This is a genomic window from Phenylobacterium sp. LjRoot225 (assembly GCF_964252855.1).
Lineage (GTDB): Bacteria > Pseudomonadota > Alphaproteobacteria > Caulobacterales > Caulobacteraceae > Phenylobacterium.
Map to the genome: position 1 here is coordinate 2,024,128 of NZ_CAXUPL020000001.1, position 25,951 is coordinate 2,050,078.

Sequence of the window (25,951 nt, forward strand, 5' to 3'; positions counted from 1 at the left end):
GGATCGCGGCCCGCAGCGAGTGCTGCTCCCTCGGAAACCGATAAAGCGCCTTGCGGTTCAGCGACGGACAGCCGCCGCCTAGGTCTCGGTGTTGAACTGTGGATGGATCCTCTTCCAGCGCGCGTACCAGTCGAGGGTTTCCTGCAGCATTTCGGGGCCCGGAAGGGCGGGCTCCCAATCGGCGATCGCCCGTTCGATCCTGTCGACGACAGAGGTGTCGAACCCCTCCCGCTCCAGCCGCTCGGCGAGTTCGACGGCGCCGGCCCGGCGCAGAAGGATCGGCAGGCGGTTGCGGATCGTGCTCAGCGCCCAGGGAAGCATCGGACCGTTCGCCTCGGTATCGTAGCCCCAGGCGATGTTATGCTGCTCGGCGTTCAGGATGTAGTGATAGTGCGGAAAGCGCTGGAAACAGTCGAAGCGGACATATTCCTCGGAACGATCCGCATTGAAGATATGAATGCTGGCGCTCTTTTCGCCGACCTCGCCTTGCTTATTGTCCAGCACACGCGCCTCGACGCCGAAGGTCACCGGGCCGGCCTCGAACCATTGCGCATGATGCGGCATCACCGGAAGCGGCAAGAATTTTTGCAGGTTCCCTAAGGGGGTTGGGGTCGCCCGCCGCGGCTCAGCGGGGGCAAGAACGTCTGACATGCCGCGCTCCGATGCTTCCTGTTCCGGTCGCGCCATTGCGTGCCGATGGAGGAAGTCTGTCAATCGCACCGACGTGCACGCTGCTCAAAGAGGTTTGACTGCGCCGGCGACACCACCGACCGAAACCGGGAGTTGCGGCTCGCTGACACACCCGCTTACGGCGAGGCGAAATTACCCTTATCTTGGCAACTTGTGCGGAGACTTGGCGGCCTTCCACGCAAGGACGCCGAGGCGCCTCGGCGATCTCGCCCGGGCTCCCCGCCAATTGGGAAGCTGGCCCGTGAAGAACCTGACCATCCGCCACCGCATCCTTGGGAGTTTCGGCCTGATCATCGGGCTCGTCGCCGTAATGGGCGCGCTGACCTATGTTCGCCTGGAGCAGATCGAGCGGCACGCCGCGGCTCTGCTCTCCGACTCCATCGCGGGCCTCCAGGTCAGCGGCGAGCTCAAGGGCGCGTTGGCGGACAACTACACCCACGCGGAGCGGTCGCGGCTGCGCAACGAAGACGGTGCGCGCCTGGCCGCGAGCACGGCGGATCTCCAGCGCCTGTTGGGGGCCTACCAGGCGACGGTCTTCACCGATGCGGATCGTCGCAACCTGGAGGCGGCGAAGACAGCGATCGCGGCCCATCTGTCGGTTCCCCAAGATGCGAGCCCAGCAGAGCGGGATGAGACCTATCTCAAGGCCAGGGACGCCGTCCGCGTGGTGGCCGATTGGAACAACGAGCACGCCAAGGCGAAGGTCGGCGAGGTCGTGGCCGAGGTCGCAGCGACGCAGCGGAACGTGGTGCTGGTCTTCGGCGCGGCGCTGGTCGCCGCCTTCGCCTGCGCCTACTTCCTGCAACGGGCGATCAATGGGCCGCTGCAGCGCCTGCTCGGGGTGATGGACCTCCTGCGCCAGGGCGATTTCAGCCAGCGCATGGCGGTCGAGCGGCGCGACGAGTTCGGCCAGCTGGCCGAGGGCTTCAACCGGATGGTCGACGAGGTGACCGGCCTGGTCGGACAGGTGCAGGCCTCCGGGATACAGGTGAACACCTCGCTGACCGAGATCGCCGCCACCTCGAAGCAGCAACAGGCCACGGCCAGCGAGATCGCCGCGACCACGATCCAGATCGGCGCCACCTCCAAGGAAATCTCGGCCACCTCGCGCGAACTGGTCAGGACCATGGGCGAGGTCTCCACCGTCGCCGAACAGACCGCGAGCCTGGCCGGCGCCGGCCAGAGCGGCCTGGTCAAGATGGAGGAGACCATGCACCAGGTCACCGAGGCGGCCGCATCCATCAGCGCCAAGCTGGCGGTCCTGAACGACCGGGCCAGCAACATCAACCAGGTGGTGACCACCATCACCAAGGTCGCCGACCAGACCAACCTGCTCTCGCTGAACGCCGCCATCGAGGCGGAGAAGGCCGGCGAATACGGCCGCGGCTTCGCAGTCGTGGCGACCGAGATCCGCCGGCTGGCGGACCAGACGGCGGTGGCGACCTACGACATCGAGCAAATGGTCAAGGAGATCCAGACCGCAATCTCGGCCGGGGTGATGGGCATGGACAAGTTCTCCGAGGAGGTCCGCCACGGCATGCAGAACGTCGAGCAGGTCGGCGCTCAGCTGTCGCAGATCATCCAGCAGGTCCAGGCGCTGGCGCCGGAGTTCGAGACGGTCAACGACGGTATGCAGGCCCAGGCCACCGGCGCCGAGCAGATCAGCCAGGCCCTGCTGCAGTTGACGGAAGCCGCCCAGCAGACGGTGGAATCGCTCCAGCAGTCGAGCTCGGCGATCGACGACCTCAACACGGTATCCAGCGGACTGCGCAGCAGCGTTGCGAAGTTCAAGCTCGAGGCGGCCTGACCATGCTGCACCTGATCTTCCGCCTGGATGGCGAGGCCTATGCCTTGGAGGCGGCGCGGATCATCGAGATCCTGCCGCTGGTGGACGCCCTGCGGACCGCGTCCGCGTCGGCGCGAGACGCCGGCGCGATCAACTATCGCGGCCAGATCGTGCCCGTCCTCGACTTGGCGGCCATGACCCTGGGCAGGGCCTCCCAACGGCGGCTTAGCACGCGGATCATCCTGGCGCGATGCGCACAGTCCGACGAGCTGGTCGGCTTGATCGCTGAGAACGCCACCGAGATTCAACGGATCGAGCCCGACGACTTCATCGCGAACAACCGGGCGGATCAGAGCGCAAACTATCTGGGTCCCATCGCCCTCGGGCCGCGCGGCGCGATCCAGCGGATCGAGCTCGATCACCTGCTGCCCCGCCACCGTGATCCGTCGCAACTGCTGTTGGCCTGAGGCCATGCCCCTCAAGTCCATCGAGCAGATCCTGAACCGCAGCATGGGGCTCGACGTCGCCTCCATCGGCGCGCCTGCCGTGGCGCGCGCGGTCCAGACCCGGATGTCGGCGCGCCAACTGGTTCAGCCGGCCGCCTATCTTGAGCAGTTGCGCGTCTCGCCCTTGGAACTGCAGGCGCTGGTGGAGACCGTCGTCGTCCCCGAGACCTGGTTTTTCCGCGACCGCGAGGCTTTCGTCACCGTCGCCGCCCTGGCCGCCAAGGACTGGATCGCCAATCCGGCCAAGCCCCCCATGCGGCTCCTGAGCGCGCCGTGCTCGACCGGCGAAGAACCTTACTCGATGGCCATGGCCCTGATTGACGCGGGGTTGCCGGTGGAGCGGTTCGTCATCGACGCCCTGGACATCAGCGGCCAGGCCCTGGGGCAGGCGCGGGAGGGCGTCTATGGCAAGAACTCCTTCCGCGGCGCCGATCTCGGCTTCCGCGACCGCCACTTCGCGCCGGCGCCGGGCGGCTTCCGGATCGGAGACGCCGCGCGCGCCTCGGTTCGATTCAAGCAGGCCAATCTTCTGACGGACGACGGCGTCGGGGCCGCGGAAGGCTATGACGTCGTCTTTTGCCGCAATCTGCTGATCTATTTCGACGCCGACACCCAGCGGCGTGCGATTGAAATCCTGCGGCGCCTCGTGACGCCGGAAGGCGTGCTGTTCGTGGGGCCGGGCGAGGCGAACCTGCTGCTCGGCGCCGCATTCGTCTCGGCGCGGATACCGCTAGCCTTCGCCTTCAGGAAGGCTGTTCCCGCCGCCCCGGCTCTCAAAGGCTCCGCACCGCGCCCCGCAGCGCCGCGCGCGGTCAGCGCGCCCGCGCTAGCCTCGTCGCGGCGGGGGCCGTTCGCCGGCGCGCCGCCCCGTCCCGCGCAGCCCCGTCCGGCGTCAACCGCGGCGTCGGCGACGCGGCCGGCCATCGCCGACATCCGCCGTCTCGCCGACCAGGGCCGCCTGATCGACGCCGCCAAGGCCTGCGAGGAACACCTGCGGGGCGAAGCGCCCTCAGCCGAGGCCTGGCGTCTGCTCGGCGTCCTGCGTGACGCCTCCGGTGAACTGACCGGGGCCGCCGACTGCTACCGCAAAGCGCTCTACCTCGATCCGGCCGACGGCGAGACCCTGGACCACCTCGCCCTCCTGCTGCAACGCCAGGGCGATCTGGCCGGCGCCAAGCTGGTCGGCGCTCGCGCTCTGCGCCTCAAGCGGAAGGAGGCGCTGTAGCATGGGTCCGCAGATCGACGACTGCTGGAACCGGATCGGCGTGCATGGGGACTCCTCCTGTCCCGAACTCACCCAGCACGCCCATTGCCGTAACTGCCCGGTCTATTCGGCGGCCGCGGCCGACCTTCTGAACCGGGACCCGCCGCCCGGCTACCTGACGGACCGCACCCGCCATTTCGAGCAGGCCGACGCGGTCGGCAAGAGCGAGACAAGGTCGGCGATCGTCTTCCGCATCGGGCCGGAATGGTTCGCTCTGTCGACCCTGGCCTTCGACGAAGTCGCGGATCAACGCGCCATCCATACCCTGCCGCACCGGCGGGGCGGCGGGGTCCTCGGCCTGGTCAACATTCGCGGCGAGCTCCTGATCTGCCTGTCGCTGGCCAAGATCATGGGCCTCGAGGAGGCCGCCGCATCCGGCCCGGCGGAGGATCGCCTGGCCTGCCGCCGGCTGATCATCCTGCGCCATGCCGCAGGCCGGCTGGCTTTTCCGGTGGACGAGGTCCAGAGCATCCACAGCTATGACCCCGCCGACCTGCGGGCCGTTCCAGCGACCGTCGCCAAGGCCGCAGCGAGCTACACCACGGGCGTCTTCGCCTGGTCCGATCGGGTTGTCGGCTGCCTGGACAGTCGCCGGGTTCTCGAAGCCTTGAATCGAGGCGTGACATGATCGGCGCAGACCTCAGCCAGTGCTCGATGCACGACCTGTTCCGCGTGGAAGCCGAGAGCCAGACCCAGGTCCTCACGGACGGCCTGCTCGCACTGGAGCGCGATCCGACATCCGCCGACCACCTCGAGGCCTGCATGCGCGCCGCGCACTCGCTAAAGGGGGCCGCCAGGATCGTCGACATCGACGCCGCCGTGAGCCTGGCCCATGCCATGGAGGACATCTTCGTCGGCGCCCAGGAGGCGCGGATCGCGCTCGACCAGGATTCGATCGACCTGCTGCTGCGCGGCGTCGACCTGATGCTGAGCATCGCCGCGTCGCCCAATCTCTCCGCCGATCCGTTGGGCGAACGTCGCGGCCAGTCTGTCGCCGGTTTCGTGGCCGAACTGGCCCACGTCCTGGAGGCGCCGCGCCCGCCGCCGGGAAAGCCATCCGACGATGCTTGGGCGCCGTCCCCGAGCCCCAGGCCGCGCGACCTCAACCCGATTGAAAGGGAAGGTGCGATCGAAAAGGACGGCCCGGATCGCGCGCTGCGGGTCACGGTGGACAACCTCAATCGCCTGGTCGGCCTGGCCGGCGAGAGTCTGGTGGGGTCGCGGCGCCTGCATCCCTTCGGCCAGTCGATGCTGCGTCTGAAGCGCCTGCAGCGCGACGCCGGCCGCGCCATCGAAAGCCTGGCGGAAGCGCTGCCGCCGCAGTCCCTGGACGCCCGCATCCAAGGCGCCGTGACAGAGGCTCGCGACCGCATCCGGGAATGCGAGAGCTTCCTGGCCGAACGCCTGGCGGAGCTGGAAGCCTCCGACCGGCAGGCCACCGGCGTCGCTCACAGGCTATACGACCACGCCCTCGCCTGCCGCATGCAGCCGCTCGGAGATGGGCTCCTCGGCCTGCCGCGGATGGTGCGCGACCTGGCGCGGTCCCTGGGCAAGCAGGCAAGGCTGGAGCTCGACGGCTCGACCACCAGGATCGACCGAGACATCCTGGAACGGCTGGAGGCGCCGCTCGTCCACCTGCTTCGCAACGCCGTCGACCACGGCCTGGAGACGCCTGCCGAGCGGTTGGCGGCGGGCAAGCCCGCCGAGGGCGTCGTGCGCCTGGAGGCCCACCACAGCGCCGGCGCGCTGCAGATCGTGGTCTCGGATGACGGGCGCGGGGTGGACCTGGACCGCCTGCGCGAGACGGTGGTGAGCCGCGGTCTGGCCGGCGTCGAGACGGCCGCGAAGCTGAGCGAACCCGAGCTCCTGGAGTTCCTGTTCCTGCCCGGCTTCACCCTCAAGCAGGCGGTGACGGAAATCTCCGGGCGCGGCGTCGGCCTCGACGCTGTCCAGGACATGTTGAAACAGGTCCGCGGCACGATCCGCGTCTCGACCACGCCAGGGGCCGGAACCCGCTTTCATCTGCAGCTGCCTCTGACCCTCTCGGTGGTGCGCGCCCTGCTGGCGGACATCGGCGGCGAACCCTACGCCTTCCCGCTGGCCCACGTGGTCCGCGCGGTGACGGCGCGGCGTGCGGAGATCAAGATACTGGAGGGCCGTCAGCACTTCGATTTCGACGGACGCCAGGTCGGGTTGGTCAGCGCCCATCAGGTTTTGGGTCTCGCCGGCCAACCGACGGGCGATGAGTTCTCGGTCATCGTGCTCGGCGACCAGCACGACCTTTACGGGCTGGTGGTCGACAATTTCCTCGGCGGCCGCGAGCTGGTCGTCCAGCCGCTCGACCCCCGACTCGGCAAGATCCGCGACATCAGCGCCGCGGCCCTGACACCTGACGGCGATCCCGTCCTGATTGTCGACGTCCAGGACATGGTCCGCTCGATGGAGAAGCTGGCGGCCTCGGACCGGTTGAACAAGGTGCGCGGCGAGGCGGACGTCGCCGGCCAGACCCTCCGAAAACGCATCCTGGTGGCGGACGATTCCCTCGTCGTGCGCGAACTGCAGCGCAAGCTGCTGGACCATCACGGCTACGAGATCGAGGTCGCCGTGGATGGGATGGACGCCTGGGCCACCGTGCGGGGCGGCGGTTTCGACCTGGTCGTCACCGACGTCGACATGCCCCGCATGGACGGCGTGGAGCTGGTCCGGCTGATGCGCGGCGATCCCGCGCTCAGGTCCCTGCCGGTCGTCATCCTGTCCTACAAGGATCGCGAGGAGGACCGCCGCCGCGGCCTGGAAGCGGGCGCGGACTACTACCTGACCAAGGGCAGCTTCCAAAACGACGCCCTGCTGCATGCGGTCGTCGACCTGATCGGCGAGGCTGCGGCATGAGGATCGGTGTCGCCCAAAAGGCGCCTGGCGCGGCCGAGCGGCCGCCGCTGGTGGTGATCGGGGCTTCGGCGGGCGGACCTGCGGCCCTGGCGGTGCTGCTGAAGGGACTGCCGGCCAAGTTTCCGGCCGCGATTGTCATCGTCCAGCACGTCGACGAGCGATTCGTCGACGGTCTTGCGACCTGGCTTGGCGAGCAATCCAACCTGCCCGTGCGCCTGGCGCAGGAGGGCGAGCGGCCCGAAGTCGGCGCCGTCCTGGTGGCCGGCCACGGCGGGCATTTGACCATGCGGGCGGACGGCCGGCTGGCCTATGCCGCCGAGCCCCGCACCCTCGCCTTTTGCCCCTCGATCGACGTCTTCTTTGAAAGCGTCTGCCAGCGATGGTCAGGCAAGGCCGTGGGCGTTCTGCTCACCGGCATGGGCGCCGACGGCGCGCTGGGTCTGAAGGCCCTGCGGCTCAAGGGCCTTCATACGATCGCCCAGGACCAAGCGACGAGCGCGGTCTACGGCATGCCCAAGGCCGCAGCGGCCGCGCACGCGGCGGTGGACATACTGCCGCTCGACCGCATCGCCGCGAGGCTGGCCAGGGCCTTTCCCATGATGGCGACAGGAGACGAACCGTGACGACCGCCAATTCGATGGCCGATCATCTGGCCGTTGCGACCGCCTCCACCATCCGGGTGCTGCTGGTCGACGATCAGCCCATGGTCGGCGAGGCCGTCCGCCGCGTCCTGCTGCACGAGGCGGACGCCGAGTTCCACTACTGCGCCGATCCGCGGCAGGCGCTGGCCGTCGCCCGGGACTTCCGGCCGACCGTCATTCTGCAGGACCTGATCATGCCCAATGTCAGCGGCTTGGATCTCGTGCGCCAGTATCGCGCCGATCCTGCGACCGCCGGCGCCCCCATCGTGGTGCTGTCGAGCCGCGAGGAGCCCCTGGTGAAGAGCGAGGCGTTCAAGCTGGGCGCCAACGACTATCTGGTCAAGCTGCCCGACCCCATCGAGCTGGTCGCCCGCATCCGCTACCACTCGATGGCCTATCAGGCCCAGATTCAGCGCGACGAGGCCTATCGCGCCCTGCGCGACAGCCAGCGGCGGCTCATGGCCGCCGGGATCGCGCTGGCGGAGAACGAAGCCAGCTATCGCCTGCTCGCCGACACCGCGACCGACATCATCTCGCGATCCGACCTTGAAGGGACCATGCTCTATCTGTCGCCCGCCGTTGAGCGGGTTACGGGTTACGCGGCCCCGGAGCTGGTTGGCCGCAACATCGCCGATCTCCTCCACCCCGACGACGCTGGTCCATATTTCGCGCGATACGCACGGATGATTAAGGGCGACCAGGCCGACGGCAAGCCGGTCGAATACCGGATCCGTCACAAGGACGGGCGGTGGATCTGTATCGAAGGCAACCCGACCCTGGTTCGCGGGGACGACGGCCGCGCCCTCGGTTTCGTGGACGTGTCCCGCGACGACACCCTTCGCAAGACACTGGAGACGGAGTTGCGCGTCGCCCGCCAAGAGGCCGAGGCCGCCGCTGCGGTAAAGGGCGAATTCCTGGCCAACATGAGCCATGAACTGCGCACGCCGCTCACCAGCGTGCTGGGCTTCACGCGACTGGCCATGGACCAGCCAGACCTCACCGAGGCGAGCCGGACCTATATCCGCAAGGCGTCCAATGCGGGCGCGGCCCTGCTGGCGACGGTCAACGACATCCTCGACTTCTCGAAGCTGGAATCCGGCCAACTTGAGATCCGCCCCGAACCCTCCGACGCCGCCGAGGTCTGCCGCGAGACCCTGGAGCTGTTTTCCGAGGCCTCGGCCGCCAAGGGTGTAGCGCTGCGGTTCACGACCTCCGACCTGCCGCCGAGCCTGTCGCTGGACCCGAACCGTCTGCGGCAGCTGCTGCTGAACCTGGTCGGCAATGCGGTGAAATTCAGCGACGACGGCGAGATCGTCCTCGCCGCCGCCTGGCGGGCCGCCGACCAGCGGCTTACCGTCTCGGTGAAGGACCAGGGCCCCGGCATTTCGCCAGACCAGCAAACCCTGCTCTTCCAGCGCTTCTCCCAGGTCGGCAGCAGCGACACACGCCGCCATGGGGGCACCGGCCTGGGTCTGGCGATCTGCATGGGGCTCGTGGAAGCCATGGGCGGGCGCATCGGGGTGGAAAGCGAGCTCGGAAAGGGGGCGCGCTTCTTCTTTGAGATCCCGGCGTCGCCGTCCGTCGCGTCGAACGTCGAAGACAGGCCGGTCATTCCGATGGTCCGGTCTGAGGCGCGGGTCCTTGTAGCCGACGACCATGCGATGAATCGCGAGCTGGTCCGAGCGGTGCTCGACCCGGTCGTCGGGGAGGTCAGGGAGGTCACCAACGGCCTCGACGCCGTGGCCGCCGCGAGCCATACGCGCTTCGACCTCATCCTGATGGACCTGCGCATGCCCGAGCTCGACGGCCTTGGCGCCATGCGTGCAATCCGGGAGGGCGGCGGTCCCAACGCCAATGTCCCGATCCTCGCCTTCTCGGCCGGGATCGACGCCTCAAGCGCCGCGGCGCGATTGCAGGCGGGCTTCACCGGCGACCTGCCGAAGCCGCTGATGCCGGCCGACCTGATCGCGGCGGTTTCCTTGCACACCGCCGGCCGGGGACCGAAGGACGTCGGCGCCCACCGAGCGGCGTAGAATCCGCTTCCAGCCGCCGCGCGCCTCGGTCGCGACGGCGATCACGAGGTCAGGCGACCGTGCTCGGCCGCACGCCGCCTGAGCGCGCCGGCGATCGCCTCCCAAGCGGGTTTCGGCCGCATCGCGCGGTCATACGGCAGTGGCCGCTCGTTCTCAGCCCCCGCTTTGGCCCTGATCCAGCTGTGACGATCGCTGAGGCCCCAAGTGTGGATCGCCGTCAGGTTCGGAATCTCGACCACCGTGGCAAGATAGTGGGCGTAGATGGCCGCAACCTCGCGGTCTGGCGCGCCGCGCCGGGCCGTGTCGGAGACGTCGAGCTCGCTGACCAGGATCTCCAGCCCCATCTCCCGGAGCCGCGCCGCAAAGACGGCGAGCCCGTCGCCGTCGTAGCCGTCGCCGGCGGCGAGGTGCGACTGCACGCCCACGCCATGGATCGGCGCCCCACGCTCGACGAGATGCTCGACCAGCCGCAGGACGGCGTCGCGACGCGCCGCGCCCCAGGATGCGCCGAGTCCGTAGTCGTTGTAGACGAGCCGCGCCGTGGGATCGGCCGCGGCCGCGGCGCGGAAGGCGATCTCGATATAGTCCCGTCCGATCTGGGCCAGCAGCGGAGTGCGGCGCAGCCCGTCCGGCTCGCCGTCCGCCGGCTCGATCGCCTCGTTGACCACGTCCCAGCGGCGGACCCGGCCGCGGGCGCTTCCGACCAGGTCGGTGACGTGGCCGGTCATCAACGTCAGAGCTTCCTGCCGGTCCGCAGCGGCCGGATACCAATGCGGCATGGCGCCGTGCCAGACGAGGGTATGGCCGCGCAGGGCGAGGCCGTTCTTCTCGGCGAAGGCGAGATAGCGGCGAATGGGTTCAAGGTCGGTCCTGCGGCCGGCGCGCGTCAGGTAGTCCCACTTCCATTCGTATTCCGGGACGATCGCCGTGCAGTCCCGCAGGACGGCGGCGCGGAAGTCCGCCTCGCGCCAGAGCCAAGGGCCAACGGCGGAGCCGAATTCCAGGCCTGCAGCGCGGGCGAGCGGACCCAGCGCCGGAAGCTCGGTGGAGCTTGCGTGATCCGGCAGCGTCAGCGCCGCCGCCGAGACGGCGAGGAAAGAGCGCCTGTTAATTTGACCCACCACACGCTCGATGCGCCATCGACTGTCACCGCCGGTTTCGCGCGTCAGAATGCAAGCTTGTAGCTCACAACAACTGACCCATCCTTAAGGCGGCCGGTGTCCGGAGCATGGTTTCGTCCTGGATAGCGGTTGCCGGAATAGTTGCTGTACTCGACCGAGATCCGGTTCGGACGCCAGTCGAACCAGCCGAAGCTGTAGGTGAAATCCGGGTCCCAGGGCCGCCGACGGCCGCCCAGTTTCTGGTAGGAGGTCACGTCCGCGAACAGGCGGCGCCAGATCGGTGTTCGGCAGCCGATGCTGGAAGTATGGCGCCCCCAACGGTCGGGGCCGGTCTCCAGCTCATAGCGCGGCGTGAAGTGGTACCCGACGCGACAGTTGATACGCCCCTCGTCGCCGACGTCGGCGGTCGGCAAACGCAGGGAGTCGGGCAGGCGAAACTTGTAGCTGGCCGAGATGGTGCCGTATTCGACCCGGGTGACCTTCTCGCCTGGCTGCGGGTCGAAGCGACTGTTGGTGTAGTTGGCGTAGACCAGGCTGAACGTATTTGGCCGCCAGTCGTCGTAGCCGAAGCTGTAGGTGAAGTCCGGCTCCCACCGCTTGCGCCCATCCGGGTAGGCGTTGAGGGTGACGTTGGCGAACCAGTTCTCCTTTGGCGAGAAGCGGAAATCGATGAAGCCGGCTGGGCTCGATCCGCTCCGATCGCCCTCGGCGACCGCCCCGGCCCCGCCGCGCCGAAAGGGTATGCGGAATCCCGGGGTGACATAGAAGTGCTCGCCCGGTTCAGGCTCCACCTGCAGCGCCGGGCTATCCGACGATGGCGGAGCCGGCACGGAACCAACCGACGCGTGTGCGACTTGCAATATAGTCGCGTTTTCCGTGTCCTGAGCTAACGTGGGTGACCCCAGCGTCGAAATCGCGATCGCGGCGAGGCCTGGCGCAAGGCGTCGGGGCGGTGGGGGCGCAAAGGTCATCGGATCGCTCGCCTGGGGGGTTTGGGTTGGGCCGCTTCTATTTCGAAAAGTTCGAGCATCGGCGACCGCCGGCGCCCCTACCGAACTCGGCTGCGCGAGAGGCCCTCTGGCAGTTCTTGGCTGCGGCCAACCTGACGTTCGGCGGCTGGTATATCGCCTGGCGCTGGACGCATTCCCTCAATCTGGACGCTCCCTGGTTCTCGATTCCGATGGCCGCGTGCGAGACGCTGGCCTACTTCGGGTTGTTTCTTTTTACGGCCAACCTTTGGAAGAGCGGGGAACCTTGCGCGGGTTCACCGCCGATCACAATCCAGAATTGCGACCCGGAGGCGCCGGCGGACCGGCCGATCTCGGTGGACGTCTTCATCGCCACCTACAACGAGGACGAGGAGCTGGTCCGCCTCAGCATCCGCGACGCCAAGCGGCTGCGCTATCCCCACCCCATCGATCTGCAGGTCCATGTCCTGGACGACGGGCGCCGGCAGACCATGCGCAAGGTCTGCGATGAGGAGGGGGTCGGCTACATCACCCGCACCAACAACCTTGGCTACAAGGCCGGCAACCTGCGCAACGCCATGGAGCTGACCAGCGGCGACTTCATCGTCATCTGCGACGCCGACACCCGCCTGTTCCCCGGCTTCGTCGAGCATACCTTGGGTTACTTCCGGGACCCCCAGGTCGCCTTCGTCCAGACGCCGCAATGGTTCTACGACATTCCGGAGGGCGTGAGGCTGCGTGACCACTGGGGGCGCAAGGCCGGGGCTATCGGGCGGATTTCAGGCGGACTGATCGAGCGGCTCGTCGGCGAGATCCGGGTCGGCGAGGATCCTTTCGCCAATGATCCCAAGATGTTCTACGACGTAATCATGCGGCGGCGGAACTGGGCGAACGCCGTCTTCTGCTGCGGCGCCGCCTCGATCCATCGTCGTGAAGCGGTGATGTACGCAGCGGTGCGCGCCTACGCGGCCGCCGTTCATCGCGAGACGGATCGGGCGAACAAGGTCACGCGGCGCCTGACCGGCGAGGCCCGGCTCGCCCCCGAGCTGAGCGATTATCTCGGGATCGACGCCGCCGTCGCGACCGAGCTGACGCCCTACAAGTTTCACGTCTCCGAGGACATCTACACCTCGCTCGTCCTGCACCAGGATCGCGAGCGCGGCTGGAAGTCGCTGCTCCATCCGCAGGTGGAGTCGAAGATGCTGTCGCCGCAGGATCTGCTCAGCTGGACCATCCAGAGGTTCAAATATGCCGGGGGAAGCCTCGACATCCTCTTCCACTCTGACGTCATGTTCGGGCCCGGCCTCACCTTCTGGCAGCGGGTGATGTACGGCGCGACCTTCTGGGGCTACCTGGGCGCCGTCTGGAACCTCGCCTTTCTCGCCGCGCCGATCGTCTACCTCTGCTTCGGGATCGCGCCGGTCGCGGCCTACACCGGCGACTTCTTCATTCATCTTCTTCCGTTCCTGATCACCAACGAGCTGGCGTTCATGTTCGGCACCTGGGGGGTCGCGGGATACAAGGGAAAGACCTCCTATCTCGCCTCCTTTCCCATCTCCCTGCGCGCGCTCTGGGCCGTGCTGAGCAAGCAGACCATCAAGTTCCCGGTGACGCCCAAGGACCGGCAGGAAGGCAACCATCTGGCGCTGGTCTGGCCGCAGACGGCGGTGATGGTCGCGAGCTTCGTCGCGATTGCCGTCTGCGCCGTTCGCCTGGCGCTCGGCCACCAAGGCTTCACCTTGGGCGGCCTGCTCGCGAACGCGATCTGGGCCCTCTACAACTGCCTGATCATGAGCGTGATGGTGAGCGCCGCCTTCTGGAAACCCCCGGCCGAAGACGAACCTGTTCGCACCCCAGCCAAGCTCGAGGAAGCGCGATGAGCGACGACCACTACGAGACCAACACCGGCGGCTTCAGCAAGGCCCGCAGCCACATCATGCTCATCCTCGGCCTCATCGTCGCGGCGGCGATCGCCATGGGGCTGGAGCGTCTCGATCCGAAGGCCTGCGGGCGCCCGGCGACCACGCATGTCGGCGCGGCGTCGATCAACCCCGCTTGATGAGGATCAGCCGGTTGCGTCCCGCCGACGGCAGATAGCGCCACGCGTCGACGCTGGCCTTGATCAAGGCGAGGCCTCGACCCGAGGTCGGAATGGCCGAGACATCGTCGTCGAAGTCGGGGAGCTCGGCGTTTTCGAGCGCGCCGGGCGGGATGGGCGCGCCCGCGTCGGTGAGCTCGACATGCACCTCGCCGTCGTCCCGGCGCACGCCGACCTTGAGGATTCCGTCGTCAGCGCCGCCATAGCCGTGGACGATGACGTTGGTGGCCGCTTCAACGACCGCCAGCTCCAGATCGCCCGCCGCAACTTCATCCAGACCGAAATCGGCGCAGGCTGCGCGCAATTTCGCCGCCAGCTCGGTCACCGCCGTGACGTCGGAGCGGATGGCGAAATGGCGGCGCAAGTGGTTCTAGCGCCTGGCCCTGCTCAGCGCCTGGCTGAGATCGGGTTCGATGTTGAACACACGATCCAGCTTGGTCGCGCTCAGCAGCTTCATGACCTGACGCCCGGCGCCCGCCAGCACGAACACGCCGGTCGGGGCCACGCTCTTCATCAGGCCGATCAGAGCGCCAAGCCCGGTGCTGTCGACAAACTCCACCAGGGCGAGGTCCAGCACGACCCGGCTGGCGTTCCCCGTCGCCTCCGTCGCCTCGGTGCGGAAGCGCGGCGCCGCGGCGGCGTCGAGGCGAGACGCAAGCACCGAAAGAACGGCGACCTCGTCATGCCGTTCGGCGGCCAAAACTGGAGCTTTCATCTGGAGTTCTCGATCACCAACAGCGAAACGTCATCGGAGAAGGCCGCGCCCTTGCGCTCAACCATAGCGGATTGGAAACGCGAAATCACAACCGAAAGCTCCAGCCCCGCAGTCTCTTCGATCAGAGCGTCGAGCCCTTCCTCGCCAAGGGGTTCGCTCCCGCAGTCGACGAGGCCGTCGGAATAGAGGAAGAGGCGATCGCCGGACTCGAAGGCGAGAGTCATCGGCTCCGGGACCGGCGCGTCGATGAGTCCGAGCGGGAACCCACCCTCCTCCAGCGCAGTGATCCCGCCGTTTCGCCGCAGGAGGCGTGGCGCCGGGTGGCCTGCCAGCAGCAGGGCCAGCGCGCCTTCCGGATCGAAGAGCGCCAGGGCGGCTGTGCAGTAGCTGTCGTCCGCCGCATCCTCCAGGAGGGCGTCGGAGATCTCCTTGGCGGTCGAGCGGAGGTCGCCCGAACCGGCCCCTCGCAACAGGCGGTCGTGCAGAAAGGTCGAGCGCAGAGCCGCCGGCACGCCGTGGCCCGCGACGTCGATGTGGAAGGCGAAGGCGCCGCCGCCCGGCCGCGGGGCGACGTCGAACAGATCCCCGCCGATCACGTTCGATGGCAGGAACAGCCAATCGAAGCGGATCGGTCCCTCGTGCCGAGGGTTTGGCAGCAGGCGTCTTTGCGACGCGGCGGCCGCCTGGAGGTCGCGCCGGGTCATGCGGAAGGCGTCGCGGAGCCGGCTGTGCGCCCGCCCGAGCCGCTGGTTTTTCCGCTGCAGTTGGCGTTGCAAGTGCACCAGCCGCCCCGCAGAGGCGAGCCCGAGCCGCAGCCGCATCATATCGAGGGGCTTGGGAACATAGTCGTCAGCCCCAGCTTCGAGCCCCGCGCCAATGGCTTCCGCCGCCGAACTGGTCGTCATGAGGATCACGTGCAGGTAGCGCCCAGGCGCGCTGCGGGCGCGGAGGTGACGGATCAGCTCGATCCCGTCCATGCCGGGCATGGACCAGTCCGTCACGAGCACGTCTGGCCAATTCAACTCAGCCGCCGCCGCCGCCGCCCGGCCGTCCTCAGCCGTTCGCACCTCATATCCCAGGGCTTCGATCTGGGCGGCGATCAGCTCGCGCACGATCGGATCGTCGTCGGCCACCAGGACGGACACGGGTGAGGGCGAGGGCCGGCTCGACGGCGACGGTCTCAACCAGTCCGTGTTCAAGCGCGCGGCTCCACCGGCCTCGGTCCCGCCGGATGAGGATAGGGTCACGTCGGCAATGAGACCATCGCGTCTGGACATGCTTCCTTCGCACGGAATGCGAGGGCGGCGGCGAAGATCGCTACCCCAGGTGGATAATCTGTAGTCTCAATTTCGCCCCAAGACATTGGCGCAGAAGGTCGCGGAAGCGTCGCGGCCGACGCTCTCGCGCGCCCTTTGACTATTTGCCGATTTGCGGCGCGATCGGCCGGGGCCAGACCAGGATGACGCCCTCGCCGTAGGGGAAGCGCTCGGACGGCGGGCCGAACTGGCGGAGCGCCATTTGAACGCAGGTCTCGACGACGGGGCATTCCTCGCCGTCGTTCAGGATCACCAGGAAGCGACGCGGATCGCCCTTCGGCTCAGCAGCCGGCGTGAACCACAGGCTGGAGGTTTGGATGGGGCGACGGTCGATACGTCCCGACATGAAGCTGACCGGACGGATCGTCACCCGTCCTTCCGTCAGAGTGTCCATCAACAGGCTGTTGGTCCCCCAGAACGGGCCGTAGCCCAGGGCAAGCCCTCGCGAACTGAGAACCGCCGCGAGGTCGAGGGCGTGCTCGTACCCGGCGGGCTTGCGCTTGCCGTTCAAGAGGCCCGGCGCGCTGACGATGCCTGAGACGGCGAACAGGACGGCGTAGGCGACGAGACCCGCCTTCAGCAGGACCGGCCAACGCCGCCAGTGCTCGGCCGCAAGCAGAACCACCAGCAGGGAGCCCAGAAAGTAGAGGTTCGGGAAGAAGCGACCGACGGCGAGGGTCGGCGGAAAGCGGCTGAGCACAAAGAGCGCGGTCATGCCCGCGATGGAGAGCACGGCGACCGCCCCGACCAGCTGGCGGCCCACGGAGGCGCGCGCCAGGCCGAACGTCGTCGCCGCCATGGCCCAGCCGAAGAGCAGGAGCGCCATTGTCGCGCCGAACAGGCGCGGCGGCGTGGTGGCGAGGTTCGCGCCGGGAATGATGTTGAAAACAGTCCCGAGCGAGCGCTGCGCCCAGCCGATGTTCAGCCGCATGGTGGCGAGGTCGGCGAACGCAAAGTGGCTCTTCGGCAGGAAGGAGAGCAGGCCGAACAGTCGGGTCTGGACCAGCAGCAGCGCCACGGCCGAGGCCGCCGCGAGGACAAAGGCCGTGCGGCCGACGGGGCTGTTCCAGTTTCGCCAGGCGATCACGCCGCTGGCGATGATCAACGGCCCGGCCACGGCGACCGCGGCCCAGGGATCAGAGACGACGTTGATAAAGACCGCGACGGCGGCGGCCAGGGCCGGAGCGATGGCGCTGCGCTCGAGCGCGCGCAGCGCCAGGATCAGCGTCAGCAGACCCCACGCCATCGAGAGGTTGTGACTGATGGGATAGGCGAAGTATCCGGCCTGACCGAGGGCCGGCAGGCTGGCGAACATCAAGATGCAGGCGATCACCAGGCCGGCGCGAACGCCCGCCAGCCGCCACGCGAGCCAAGCGGTCATCGCCACGGAGGCCACGAAGATCAGCCAGCCGATCAGCACGGCCGTCCTCAGATCGGCGCCGAAGGCTTCGAACAGCAGGGACGACAGGGGAATTAGCGAAAAGAGCCAGTTGTCCTGGGTGTAGGACCAGGTGCGCACGAAGCCGAGGCCGAACTCGCGGACGCCCTTCCAAAGCTGGACCGTGACGAAGACGTCGGCGTCAGCCCGCCAGACGCCGAAGGTGAAATGCCATGACGTCCACAGGCCCAGGGCCAGGACCGGCACGGCGAGCATCAGAGCGACAGCGCGGCCGCCGGGCGTTGCAAAATTCACGAGCAAATATCACCGAACTCAACTATGGCGCGCCGCGCCCCACCTCAAGCCGAGCCCCGCCGCCGCGGCACAACACGGTGAGCTTGGAGGACGTCTCGCAGGTCCAGTCGGGGCGGCGGACCACATTAGAGCTTTACGACGGCGCAACCTCTGGCGATTGGACCCTATGAACGGACTGGGGCGTAAATCCGGCGACCTTCTATTCTACGTGGCGGCGGTGACGATCCCGCTGGGGATCTTCCTGTGCTTTTTCCACTGGCAGATCCTGATCCCGACAAATGCCGTCTGGTTGCTGGATGGCGACTGGGGCGCCCACGTGATCGGCTGGAACGCACTTCGCCATGACGACTGGCGCTGGCCGCTGGCCGCCACAAAACTGCTGAGTTGGCCTTCGGGGGTGGCGGTGACCTTCACCGACTCGAACCCCTTGCTGTCCCTGCTGCTCAAACCGTTCTCGGCCGTGCTGCCGACGCCCTTCCAGTTCACCGGCGCGTGGCTCCTCAGCTGCATCCTCCTGCAGTTCGCCGTCGGCTACCTCCTGCTACAGCACGCGACGAAGGACAGATGGCTTCGCCTGCTCGGAGCCACCCTGCTCACGCTCATGCCGACGCTGTTCAACCGCATGGGCCACGCGAACCTATGCGCTCACTGGACGATCCTGCTGTCGCTGCACGTCTTCCTCAACGTCGAGCGCGTAGGCCGCCGCGACCTCTGGTACGGCGCGATCCTGGTGATTTCGGCGCTGGTCCACCCCTACCTGCTGCTGATGAATGCGGGCATCTGGGGCTCTGACCTGCTGCGGCGCGCCTACTCCCTGTTGCGCCGCCGCGCCCTCGCCGGGCTCGGCGTGCTGGCGGTCCGGTCGGCGGCGGTCGCGGTCGCGCCGGTCGCGGCGATCTGGGCGACGGCCGGCCTGGGGGGCTACCAGGGCGACGCCGACGGCTTCGGCTTCTTCTCGATGCCGCTGGACGCCCTGTTCAACCCTGGCAGGCTAGGGTTCTCGCGCTTCCTGCCCGTGGCGCCGCAAGGCGACGGACAGATCTTCGAGGGGTTCCAGTACCTCGGCGCCGGATTGCTCCTGCTGGTGGTCGCCGCTGCGCTCGGGGCCCTGGCGTCGCCGGCGGCCCGCGAGCGGCTGCGGCGGATGAGCTGGGCCGCCTGGCTCGCGCCGGCGCTGTTCGTGCTTCTGGCGCTGGCTCTCTCCGACCAGATCCAGTTTCACGGGCGTGTGGTGGCGGACCTGTCCTACGACTGGATCCCCTTCCATCTGACCAGCACCTTCCGCGCCTCCGGCCGGCTGTTCTGGCCGTGCGCCTACGTCCTCATGCTGATCGCGCTGGAGCTGGTCTTCGCCCTGCCCAAGGCCCTGCCCCTCGGCATAGGCCTTGCGGCCCTGGTCCTGCAGGCTTTCGACCTGACCGGATTCGCGGTCGCCATGCGGACGCTGACAGCTGCGGCGGCCGCGCCTCAGCCCTGGCAGCGCACGACAAGCCACAAGTGGGAGCAGCTGATCGCCAGCGCCGACGTCGTGGAGTTCCAGCCTCCCGACCCGCACGCCGACCAGACGCTATTTTACGAAATCGCCTGGCGCGCCACATCGCTGAAGCGGCCGATCAACGTGATGTACACCGCCCGGGTGAATCCCGAACAGAAGGCGTTCGAGACCGCCGCGCGCAGCCGGTTCCTGCGGGGCGAGCTCGATCCGCGGCATCTCTATGTGCTGACCGGCAGGTGCATTCCGGCCGGCCCGGACGGAGCCCGCCTCAAGCTGGTGAACAAGGTCATGGTGATCCCGCCGGCCGACGCCCATTATCCTTTCCTCCTGCGTCCTGCGCCGACGCCTCAGCCCTTCCCGATCGGCACGACGATCTCCATCGCCCAGCCGCGCAAGTTCCAATGCATGCTGGGCCGCGACTGGAGCCGGCCGGAAGGCTGGGGCGTCTGGTCGGACGGCGCCGCCCCGGAGCTGATCGTCCGGCTGGCGGAGCGGCCGGAACGCGACCTTAGGCTGACGGTCCTTGCCCAGGCCTTTCCCGCCGAAGGCCAGACGGTGTCGGTGATCGCGGGCGGGCGCACGCTCGGGCGCTGGGCCCTGACCGCAGAGCCCGCCGAGCACAGCGTCAGCGTCCCGCGCGAGCTGACGCCCGGACCGCTGCTGCACGTCGTTCTGAAGGTCGACCACCCTCTCGCGCCGAGGGCCCTGGGAAACTCCACGGACAGTCGCCTGTTGGGCGTCGGACTGCACTCCGTACGACTGGATCTCGCGCCGTAGGGAGGTTGGGCCTCGAAGCGCCGAACGTCTCTACAGCGTGTCGCTGCCCTCGCAGGGCGACGGCGCCATCCGGTCACGGGCCAGGGCCGGATGATATGCCGGATCGCCGTCCAGCAGTTCGCGCCAGCGATTGCAGAACAAGGCGACGTCCGCGCCCGCCGGCAGGGTTTCACCGCGCGACGCCTTCTCGCGATGCGTCAGCTCCGCGAACGGTGTGTAGACGATGCGATAGGCCATCAGCCGAAGGCGCAGACACAGGTCGAGGTCGTTGAACTCCAGGGTGAAGCGCTCATCGAAGCCGTTCACCTCCTCCATGACCGCGCGCCGCGTCGCGAAGACGGCGCCCGTGACCATCGACCATTCGCGCTGCACGAGGGTCCAGTCCTGGTATCCCGCTTCCGCCCCCGGCGCCCCGAACCAGGGATGGGCCGCCACATCAAACAGGCCGCCGGCCACGCCGGCATGCTGCAGGCGCCCGTCTGGAAACAGCAGCCGCGCGCCGACCCCGCCGACATCGCGATCCATGGCGAAGGTCATCAGCGCCTTCAGCCAGTCGGGCGAGCAGATGGTCACATCGTCGTTCATCAGGACCATGTGTTCGGTCTGCGCCAGGCGCCAAAGCCGGTTCATCTTGGCCGCGTAGTTGAAGGGCTCTCCGGCCAGCCTCGGCGTGGGAATGCGGGTCACGGCGAACGGCCAGCGGGACGGCGTCAGAACCTCGGCGTCGGCGCTGTCGTCGCCGATGAGGACCGTCAGCTTCTCCATCGGCCAGTCCGTCAAGGCCAGGCTGTCGAGCAGTTCGACGACGAAGGGCTTTCCGCCCTCGGGCCCGGACTGCCGGGTGGGCACGATCAGGCTCACCGCCGGGTAGGCGTCAAACCGTCGGCGAACGCTCAGGCTGTCGGCGGTGCGTCCCGGCGCGATCTCCAGGGGCCGGCCGGCGAGCCAGGACTGCACAGCGCGGCGGCGGTCGGCGATGGAGATCTCCGGCCGCGCGCCCGGCCAGGCCAGCAGTACGTGGGGGATGCGCTCGACGCCCAGGCCGAGCGCCTGCGCCCGGAGCAGCAGGTCATAGAGCGCCGCCTCGCCCATTTGCGGGCGCAGGCCGCCCAGCCGGTGGAACGCCGATCCGCGGACGATCAGCGGCGCCCCGATGTAGTCGTGGCTGACCAGCTGGGTGATGTCGAAGGCCGGCTTCAGGCGCACGCGCCGATCCAGCGAGACCTCGCCGAGCGCCACGTCATCGCCGTAGAAGATGTCGACGTCGAGCCGGCTCGGGATCTGGGCCTCGACGAAGCTGTGGAACCGGTGCGGCATGAGCGCGTCCGCCTGGGCCAGGACCAGCCAGTGATCGCGATCGTCCGGCACGAGGCTGAGCAGGTCGGTCTCCGCCCCCGCGGCGGCGGCGGGCGCCAGCAGACCCGGTCTCAACCGCCCGGACCACCTGGCCTGGCTAAAGGGGATCGGCGGCGGAGGGCCGAGGCTCCGCGGCGCTGTGGGCGAGAAGCGCGTGTTCATTGGGCGGCCACGCGCGAGGCGCGCCGGGACAGCGCCGCCTCCAGAGCGCTCGTCATGGCGCCGGCGACCGCTTGCGCAGAGAGCAGGTCCCCGATCCGTGAACGGGCGCGCTCCCCCAGCTGGTTGTCGCCGGCCTCGAGACGCCGCGCGCAGTCGCTGAGCGCCGCGGCGAACGCCGCCTCATCGACCTCGCCCCAAAATCCGCCCTTGGGATAGGCGCCCAGCTCTTCGCCGAGCTGCACCGTGCGAACCGGGACCGGAAAGCCGCAGTCGGAGTCGAGGAAGTCGCGAACGCCGCCGTAGTCGGAGGCGACGACGCTTTTCCCGCGCGCCATCGCCTCGGCGACGGTCAGGCCGAATCCTTCCGACCGATGGGGAGAGGCGAAGATGTCCGCCGCCTCGAAAAGCGCGGCCAACGCATCCTGGCTGAGCTGTTTCTCGACCATCGACACGCCGGGGGTCTGGGCCACCAGCTGGGCGAGAGCGGCCCCGGCCTTGGGTTGATCCATCAGATTCTTGGTCTTCAGCACCAGACGCCATCCTCGCGCCGCCAGATCCGTGGCGGCGAACGCCCGCACGAGCGCCTGCGGATTCTTCCGCTCGATATAGCTGGCGCCATCGAAGACGTAGAGGATGATCCGGGCGTCAGCCGGCAAGTCGAGATCGTGCAGCACGCCGCTGCGACCCGCCCGCTCGGCAGGCGGCGGCGCCGGAACGACGTGCGGGATGACGGACACCGGACGGTCCGTCTGCGCGGCGAAGACCTCCGCGCAGTAACGGCTCGGCGTCCAGATTTCGTCGACCGCATCAAATTCCGGCCGCCAGGCGGACGGCACATGCCCCATCTCCCACACCCACAGGCCGATGCGCACGCGGGCCTGGTCGATGACGTTTCGCTGCAGCGGCGTGAGCGCGCCCCAGGCGTCGGGGTTGAGATGAACGATCACCGCGTCCGGCGCGCCCTCGAAGTCACGCACGGAAAGCGTCGGCGTCACGCGCGTATGCACATGGAAGGCGGTCTCGACCGGCAGCAGATTGAGCCGGGCGTCCGTCCGCCACAGGGCCGAGATATATCCCCGACTGGCCTGGGACAGGCCGGTGGCGAAGTTCCACGGACCGATGAAGGCGACCTTCCATGGCCGCTGCGGCGCGCCGATCGAATGGACGGGAAGCAGACCTGCCGAAGTCGCCGATGACCGCGCCGCCAGACCACACGGCGTCGCGCCGACGTCGTCCGCCCTCGACGGGCCGCCAAGCAAGCTCAGCGCCTCCGGCGTCGAATCCTCGCTCAACCCCTCCAGGCGCAGGCCCGCCGATCGGAACATGAGCGCCATCCGGGTTTCGAAATCGGTGCGGATGGCGGCCTCGCCGGCCTCCTGGCAGGTCCACGCGCCCAGGAAGCGATGCAGGGCGGCCGACGCCAGGACCCGCGCCTTGAGCGCCAGCAGGCGCCCGTCGAGGCGCCCTGGAACGCCACCGAGGTCCTCCGGGCTCAGGACGTCGGCGCCGCTGGTCTCCACGCGCCGCAGAAACCCGCTCAGCGCGGCGACCTCGACCCGCGCGGCGAGGGCCTCGTCCCACAGCAGGAGCGCACTGCCCGAGAACAGCAGCGGCTCAGCTCGCAGCAGGTGCGCCCATGCGGAATAGTGATACCCCCGCGCCTCACGCACATATCCCCCCGCCAGCCCCGCGACGAGATCCGGCTCCGGCGTGAAGACGGTGTCCGTCTCCACCAGCAGGACCACCTGGGCGCCGGCCTGGTTCAGGGCCTCGACGAAGGGACGGACCCAGTCGGCGAGACGCCCCTGAACAGCCTGCGCGGTAAGCAGCACGACGATCCGGCGGTCTGCCGGGCCGAGAGATTTGAAGGTCTCCAGCCGCGCGAGCTCGACCGGCGCGCCAAGGCTGTCTCGCCAGGCGGGCTGGGTCGGCGCGCCGGCCTGCTGCCCGATCAGCAGAAAATGTCCGAGCGGGTCGAGTCCGCGGTCGTCGCCCTGCATGAAATTGGCCGCATACCAGGCCGCGTCAAAGTCAGGGTTGGGGTCGTCGAACTGGGCGACGCCGGAGGCGAGATACTGGTCCAGCGGCGTGGGCCCCGCCGCCGCTTCGGGACGCCGTTGCAGATACCAGCTCGTAGCGAACGACGGATTGGGATTGCGTCCCTCCCGCCAGCCAAAGCTGATGTAGTGCACCAGCGGATGGATCTCGTTGCACGCGACGTCGGGATAGGTCTGCAGGTACCAGGAGGCGTCGAACCACGGGCTCGGGCGGCGATCCCGCGGCCCCGCCAGGTAATGGCGCAGCGCGTCCTGCGTCGGAGCCATCTGATTGGCGGCGCGATACCAGTCGGCGTCGAACAGTCGCGACCTGCCGATGATCCGCGACGGGCCCAGAGTGCGGAACCAGACGCGAATCTTCAAAATCAAGGCGCGCAAGGCGGCCAGCATCCGCGAGACGGTCTCCGCCGGGTGTTTCGCCATATCAGCTCCGGACGCGGCGGCGTGCGCTCGCCGTCTCTCGAGCGCGCCATTGGCTGATCGCGTGTCGATGGAAGCGCCGGTCCGGTGACGCTGACGGGGCGGCGATCGCGTGAAGCCCTGGAGATGCACTTGCCAAATGAGACGCCGTCGTCACCGAGATAGGTTCGCAAAGGTCTTGCGGCGCCCCTCTAGCATAGGCGGTTTTCGACCGCGACACCCGAGGCGGACAGCCGCGCCTTCAAGCAGCCTGCCGCTTGCGGCGGACCGGGGCGTCCTTGCACGGACATAGGGCAGCTGTTACCAGCGGCCGCTTCGGAGAGCAGATGGACACGGCGACTCACATGTTGCGGACCGGGCGGCGCGGCGCGCTGTTCGAGTTCAACATGGCGTTTCAGGACCTCAGGAACTCCGCCCGCCGGCTGGGTCTGGCCTGGTCGCTGGCCTCGCACGACGTGGTGTCGCGCTACCGCGGCTCGATCCTCGGACCGTTCTGGATCACCCTGTCCATGGGGCTGATGGTGCTGGGCATCGGCGTGGTCTACGCCCAGCTGTTCGGCGTCACGCTCGGCGAGTTCCTGCCGCTGGTGGCCCTGGGCATCGTCTTCTTCGGCACGATCAGCAGCATCATCACCGAGGGCTGCGACACCTTCGTCTCCGCCTCCAGCATGCTGTCGCAGACCAATCTGCCGATGTTCACCTTCGTCTGGCGCACGGTGCTCAGGAACCTGATCAACCTCGCCCACCACCTGGTGATCGTGGTCGCGGTGCTGGTCTTCTACGGCTACTGGCGCCACACCAACCTGCCCGGCGCCGCCATCGGCCTGGTCTTCCTGGTCGCCAACGCCGCCTGGATCAGCATGCTGATCGCCATCGCTTCGGCGCGCTTTCGCGACATTCCCCAGCTGGTGGTCTCGGTCATGCAGTTCGCGATGTTCGTGACGCCGGTGTTCTGGCCGGCGGAGCGGCTGGCGGGCGCCAAGCATGCGGTGCTCGCCTTCAATCCCTTCTACCACATGCTCGAAGCCGTCCGCGCGCCGCTGCTGGGCGTCCCGATCGCGCCGCACACCTATTCCTTCCTGGCGGTCATGGCCCTGGTCGGCTGGGGCCTGACGTTCAGCCTGTTCGCCGTCACCCGCCGCCGGATCGTCCACTTCCTATGAAGCCCGCCCTGAAGACCGCGCCGCTGAAGGCCTGGACGCCGGGCCCCGGCAAGGCGCCGCCGGTCTCCATCTCCTGCCGCGACCTGACCCTGCGCTTCCCGGTCTACGGGGTCGACGCCAAGTCGCTGAAGAAGCGGCTGGCGGCGGTGACCGTCGGCGGCCGGCTGGGCTCCCACGCCGGCGTCACCGACGTCACCGCCCTGACGAGGGTGAACCTCGAGCTGAAGGCCGGCGACCGGCTGGGCCTGGTCGGCCACAACGGCTCAGGCAAGACCACCCTGCTGCGGGCGCTGTCCGGCGCCTATGAACCCGACAAGGGCCAGGTCGAGGTGCAGGGCCGCATCGCCGCCCTGCTCGACCTCTCGCTCGGCGTCGACCCCTCGGCCACCGGGTTCGACAACATCCGCCTGCGCGGCCGCATCGCCGGCCTCACCTCGCGCGAGATCGAGGCGCGGCTGGAGGAGATCGCCGACTTCACCGGCCTGGGCGCCTTCCTGGCCATGCCGGTGAAGACCTATTCGGCCGGCATGAAGGCCCGGCTGGCCTTCGCCGCGGCCACCGCCGTCGAGGCCGACGTGCTCTTGATGGACGAGTGGATCGCCGTCGGCGACGCCGAGTTCCAGCAGCTCGCCCACAAGCGCCTGCTGAAGCTGGTGGAACGGGCCGGCATCCTGGTGCTCGCCTCCCACGACCGTGACCTGCTGCGGCTCTACTGCAACAAGGTCATGCGGCTCGACGGCGGCGTCGCCTCCCCCGTCACCGACATCCGCAAGCTCGACGAGCTGCTCGCCGCCTGAGGCC

Annotated in this window: 21 protein-coding genes; 12 read left to right on the forward strand and 9 right to left on the reverse strand. The window is 68.4% G+C overall.

Translation table 11 applies throughout. The annotated features are described in order from the left end of the window. Positions 1–78: 78 nt before the first annotated feature. Positions 79–714, reverse strand: a complete 636-nt coding sequence (locus ACSQ2B_RS09490; protein WP_436049251.1) for a DUF7700 domain-containing protein — start codon at positions 712–714, stop codon at positions 79–81. A gap of 217 nt (positions 715–931) precedes the next feature. On the opposite strand from ACSQ2B_RS09490, the gene ACSQ2B_RS09495 reads away from it, so the two are divergent. Genes ACSQ2B_RS09495 through ACSQ2B_RS09525 form a run of 7 tightly spaced genes read left to right on the forward strand, consistent with a single transcriptional unit; the run spans position 932 to position 9,809 of the window. Beyond that, positions 932–2,497 (forward strand): methyl-accepting chemotaxis protein, encoded by a 1,566-nt coding sequence (locus ACSQ2B_RS09495; protein WP_436049252.1) that lies wholly within the window; start codon positions 932–934, stop codon positions 2,495–2,497. A 2-nt stretch (positions 2,498–2,499) separates the two neighbouring features. After that, a complete protein-coding gene (locus ACSQ2B_RS09500; protein ID WP_436049254.1) occupies positions 2,500–2,943 on the forward strand; it encodes a chemotaxis protein CheW in 444 nt (147 codons plus the stop codon). A gap of 4 nt (positions 2,944–2,947) precedes the next feature. Next, positions 2,948–4,207 carry a CheR family methyltransferase gene (locus tag ACSQ2B_RS09505; RefSeq protein WP_436049255.1) on the forward strand — a complete coding sequence of 420 codons (1,260 nt, stop codon included), beginning with the start codon at positions 2,948–2,950 and terminating at the stop codon, positions 4,205–4,207. Position 4,208: 1 nt separating this feature from the next. Beyond that, on the forward strand, positions 4,209–4,874 hold the full coding sequence (locus ACSQ2B_RS09510) for a chemotaxis protein CheW (RefSeq protein ID WP_436049256.1): 666 nt from the start codon (positions 4,209–4,211) through the stop codon (positions 4,872–4,874). Then, positions 4,871–7,135, forward strand: a complete 2,265-nt coding sequence (locus tag ACSQ2B_RS09515) for a hybrid sensor histidine kinase/response regulator (RefSeq protein WP_436049258.1) — start codon at positions 4,871–4,873, stop codon at positions 7,133–7,135. Before ACSQ2B_RS09510 ends, ACSQ2B_RS09515 begins: the two co-directional genes overlap by 4 nt. Then, entirely contained in the window at positions 7,132–7,758 is a 627-nt protein-coding gene (locus tag ACSQ2B_RS09520) for a chemotaxis protein CheB (protein WP_436049260.1), read from the forward strand. Before ACSQ2B_RS09515 ends, ACSQ2B_RS09520 begins: the two co-directional genes overlap by 4 nt. Continuing rightward, positions 7,755–9,809, forward strand: coding sequence for a response regulator (locus ACSQ2B_RS09525; protein WP_436049261.1), 2,055 nt, complete (start codon positions 7,755–7,757; stop codon positions 9,807–9,809). The genes ACSQ2B_RS09520 and ACSQ2B_RS09525 overlap by 4 nt, the downstream gene beginning before the upstream one ends. A 41-nt stretch (positions 9,810–9,850) precedes the next feature. Here the strand turns inward: ACSQ2B_RS09525 and ACSQ2B_RS09530 are convergent, their stop codons facing one another. Together ACSQ2B_RS09530 and ACSQ2B_RS09535 are read right to left on the reverse strand one after the other, a co-directional pair. Beyond that, on the reverse strand, positions 9,851–10,930 hold the full coding sequence (locus ACSQ2B_RS09530; protein ID WP_436049263.1) for an endo-1,4-beta-xylanase: 1,080 nt from the start codon (positions 10,928–10,930) through the stop codon (positions 9,851–9,853). Between the two features lie 44 nt (positions 10,931–10,974). After that, complete coding sequence (locus ACSQ2B_RS09535; RefSeq protein ID WP_436049265.1) at positions 10,975–11,721, reverse strand: hypothetical protein; 747 nt, start codon at positions 11,719–11,721, stop codon at positions 10,975–10,977. Positions 11,722–12,017: 296 nt separating this feature from the next. On the opposite strand from ACSQ2B_RS09535, the gene ACSQ2B_RS09540 reads away from it, so the two are divergent. Together ACSQ2B_RS09540 and ACSQ2B_RS09545 are read left to right on the forward strand one after the other, a co-directional pair. Next, positions 12,018–13,778: a glycosyltransferase family 2 protein gene (locus tag ACSQ2B_RS09540; RefSeq protein WP_436049267.1), complete on the forward strand. Its 1,761-nt coding sequence runs from the start codon at positions 12,018–12,020 to the stop codon at positions 13,776–13,778. Beyond that, positions 13,775–13,957, forward strand: coding sequence for a hypothetical protein (locus tag ACSQ2B_RS09545; RefSeq protein WP_436049268.1), 183 nt, complete (start codon positions 13,775–13,777; stop codon positions 13,955–13,957). The genes ACSQ2B_RS09540 and ACSQ2B_RS09545 overlap by 4 nt, the downstream gene beginning before the upstream one ends. On the opposite strand, the gene ACSQ2B_RS09550 is transcribed toward ACSQ2B_RS09545, so the two are convergent. The 4 genes from ACSQ2B_RS09550 to ACSQ2B_RS09565 form a co-directional block, all read right to left on the reverse strand. Then, positions 13,944–14,321 (reverse strand): ATP-binding protein, encoded by a 378-nt coding sequence (locus ACSQ2B_RS09550; protein WP_436049270.1) that lies wholly within the window; start codon positions 14,319–14,321, stop codon positions 13,944–13,946. The two genes, ACSQ2B_RS09545 and ACSQ2B_RS09550, sit on opposite strands and share 14 nt — an antisense overlap. A gap of 45 nt (positions 14,322–14,366) precedes the next feature. Then, complete coding sequence (locus ACSQ2B_RS09555) at positions 14,367–14,711, reverse strand: STAS domain-containing protein (RefSeq protein ID WP_436049271.1); 345 nt, start codon at positions 14,709–14,711, stop codon at positions 14,367–14,369. Beyond that, entirely contained in the window at positions 14,708–15,910 is a 1,203-nt protein-coding gene (locus tag ACSQ2B_RS09560) for a PP2C family protein-serine/threonine phosphatase (RefSeq protein ID WP_436049272.1), read from the reverse strand. Before ACSQ2B_RS09560 ends, ACSQ2B_RS09555 begins: the two co-directional genes overlap by 4 nt. Before the next feature lie 217 nt (positions 15,911–16,127). Continuing rightward, positions 16,128–17,720 carry a hypothetical protein gene (locus ACSQ2B_RS09565; RefSeq protein ID WP_436049274.1) on the reverse strand — a complete coding sequence of 531 codons (1,593 nt, stop codon included), beginning with the start codon at positions 17,718–17,720 and terminating at the stop codon, positions 16,128–16,130. Positions 17,721–17,886: 166 nt separating this feature from the next. Here ACSQ2B_RS09565 and ACSQ2B_RS09570 point away from each other — a divergent pair, with 166 nt between their 5' ends. Further along, complete coding sequence (locus ACSQ2B_RS09570; RefSeq protein WP_436049276.1) at positions 17,887–19,992, forward strand: DUF6311 domain-containing protein; 2,106 nt, start codon at positions 17,887–17,889, stop codon at positions 19,990–19,992. Positions 19,993–20,022: 30 nt separating this feature from the next. On the opposite strand, the gene ACSQ2B_RS09575 is transcribed toward ACSQ2B_RS09570, so the two are convergent. Both ACSQ2B_RS09575 and ACSQ2B_RS09580 read right to left on the reverse strand, forming a co-directional pair. Next, complete coding sequence (locus ACSQ2B_RS09575; RefSeq protein WP_436049278.1) at positions 20,023–21,423, reverse strand: glycosyltransferase; 1,401 nt, start codon at positions 21,421–21,423, stop codon at positions 20,023–20,025. 83 nt (positions 21,424–21,506) lie between these two features. Beyond that, positions 21,507–23,990, reverse strand: a complete 2,484-nt coding sequence (locus ACSQ2B_RS09580) for a glycosyltransferase family 4 protein (protein WP_436049280.1) — start codon at positions 23,988–23,990, stop codon at positions 21,507–21,509. A gap of 323 nt (positions 23,991–24,313) precedes the next feature. Between ACSQ2B_RS09580 and ACSQ2B_RS09585 the strand changes: the two genes are divergently transcribed. Continuing rightward, positions 24,314–25,150: an ABC transporter permease gene (locus ACSQ2B_RS09585; protein ID WP_436049282.1), complete on the forward strand. Its 837-nt coding sequence runs from the start codon at positions 24,314–24,316 to the stop codon at positions 25,148–25,150. Then, positions 25,147–25,947 carry an ABC transporter ATP-binding protein gene (locus ACSQ2B_RS09590; RefSeq protein WP_436049283.1) on the forward strand — a complete coding sequence of 267 codons (801 nt, stop codon included), beginning with the start codon at positions 25,147–25,149 and terminating at the stop codon, positions 25,945–25,947. The genes ACSQ2B_RS09585 and ACSQ2B_RS09590 overlap by 4 nt, the downstream gene beginning before the upstream one ends. The last annotated feature ends 4 nt before the right edge of the window (positions 25,948–25,951 follow it).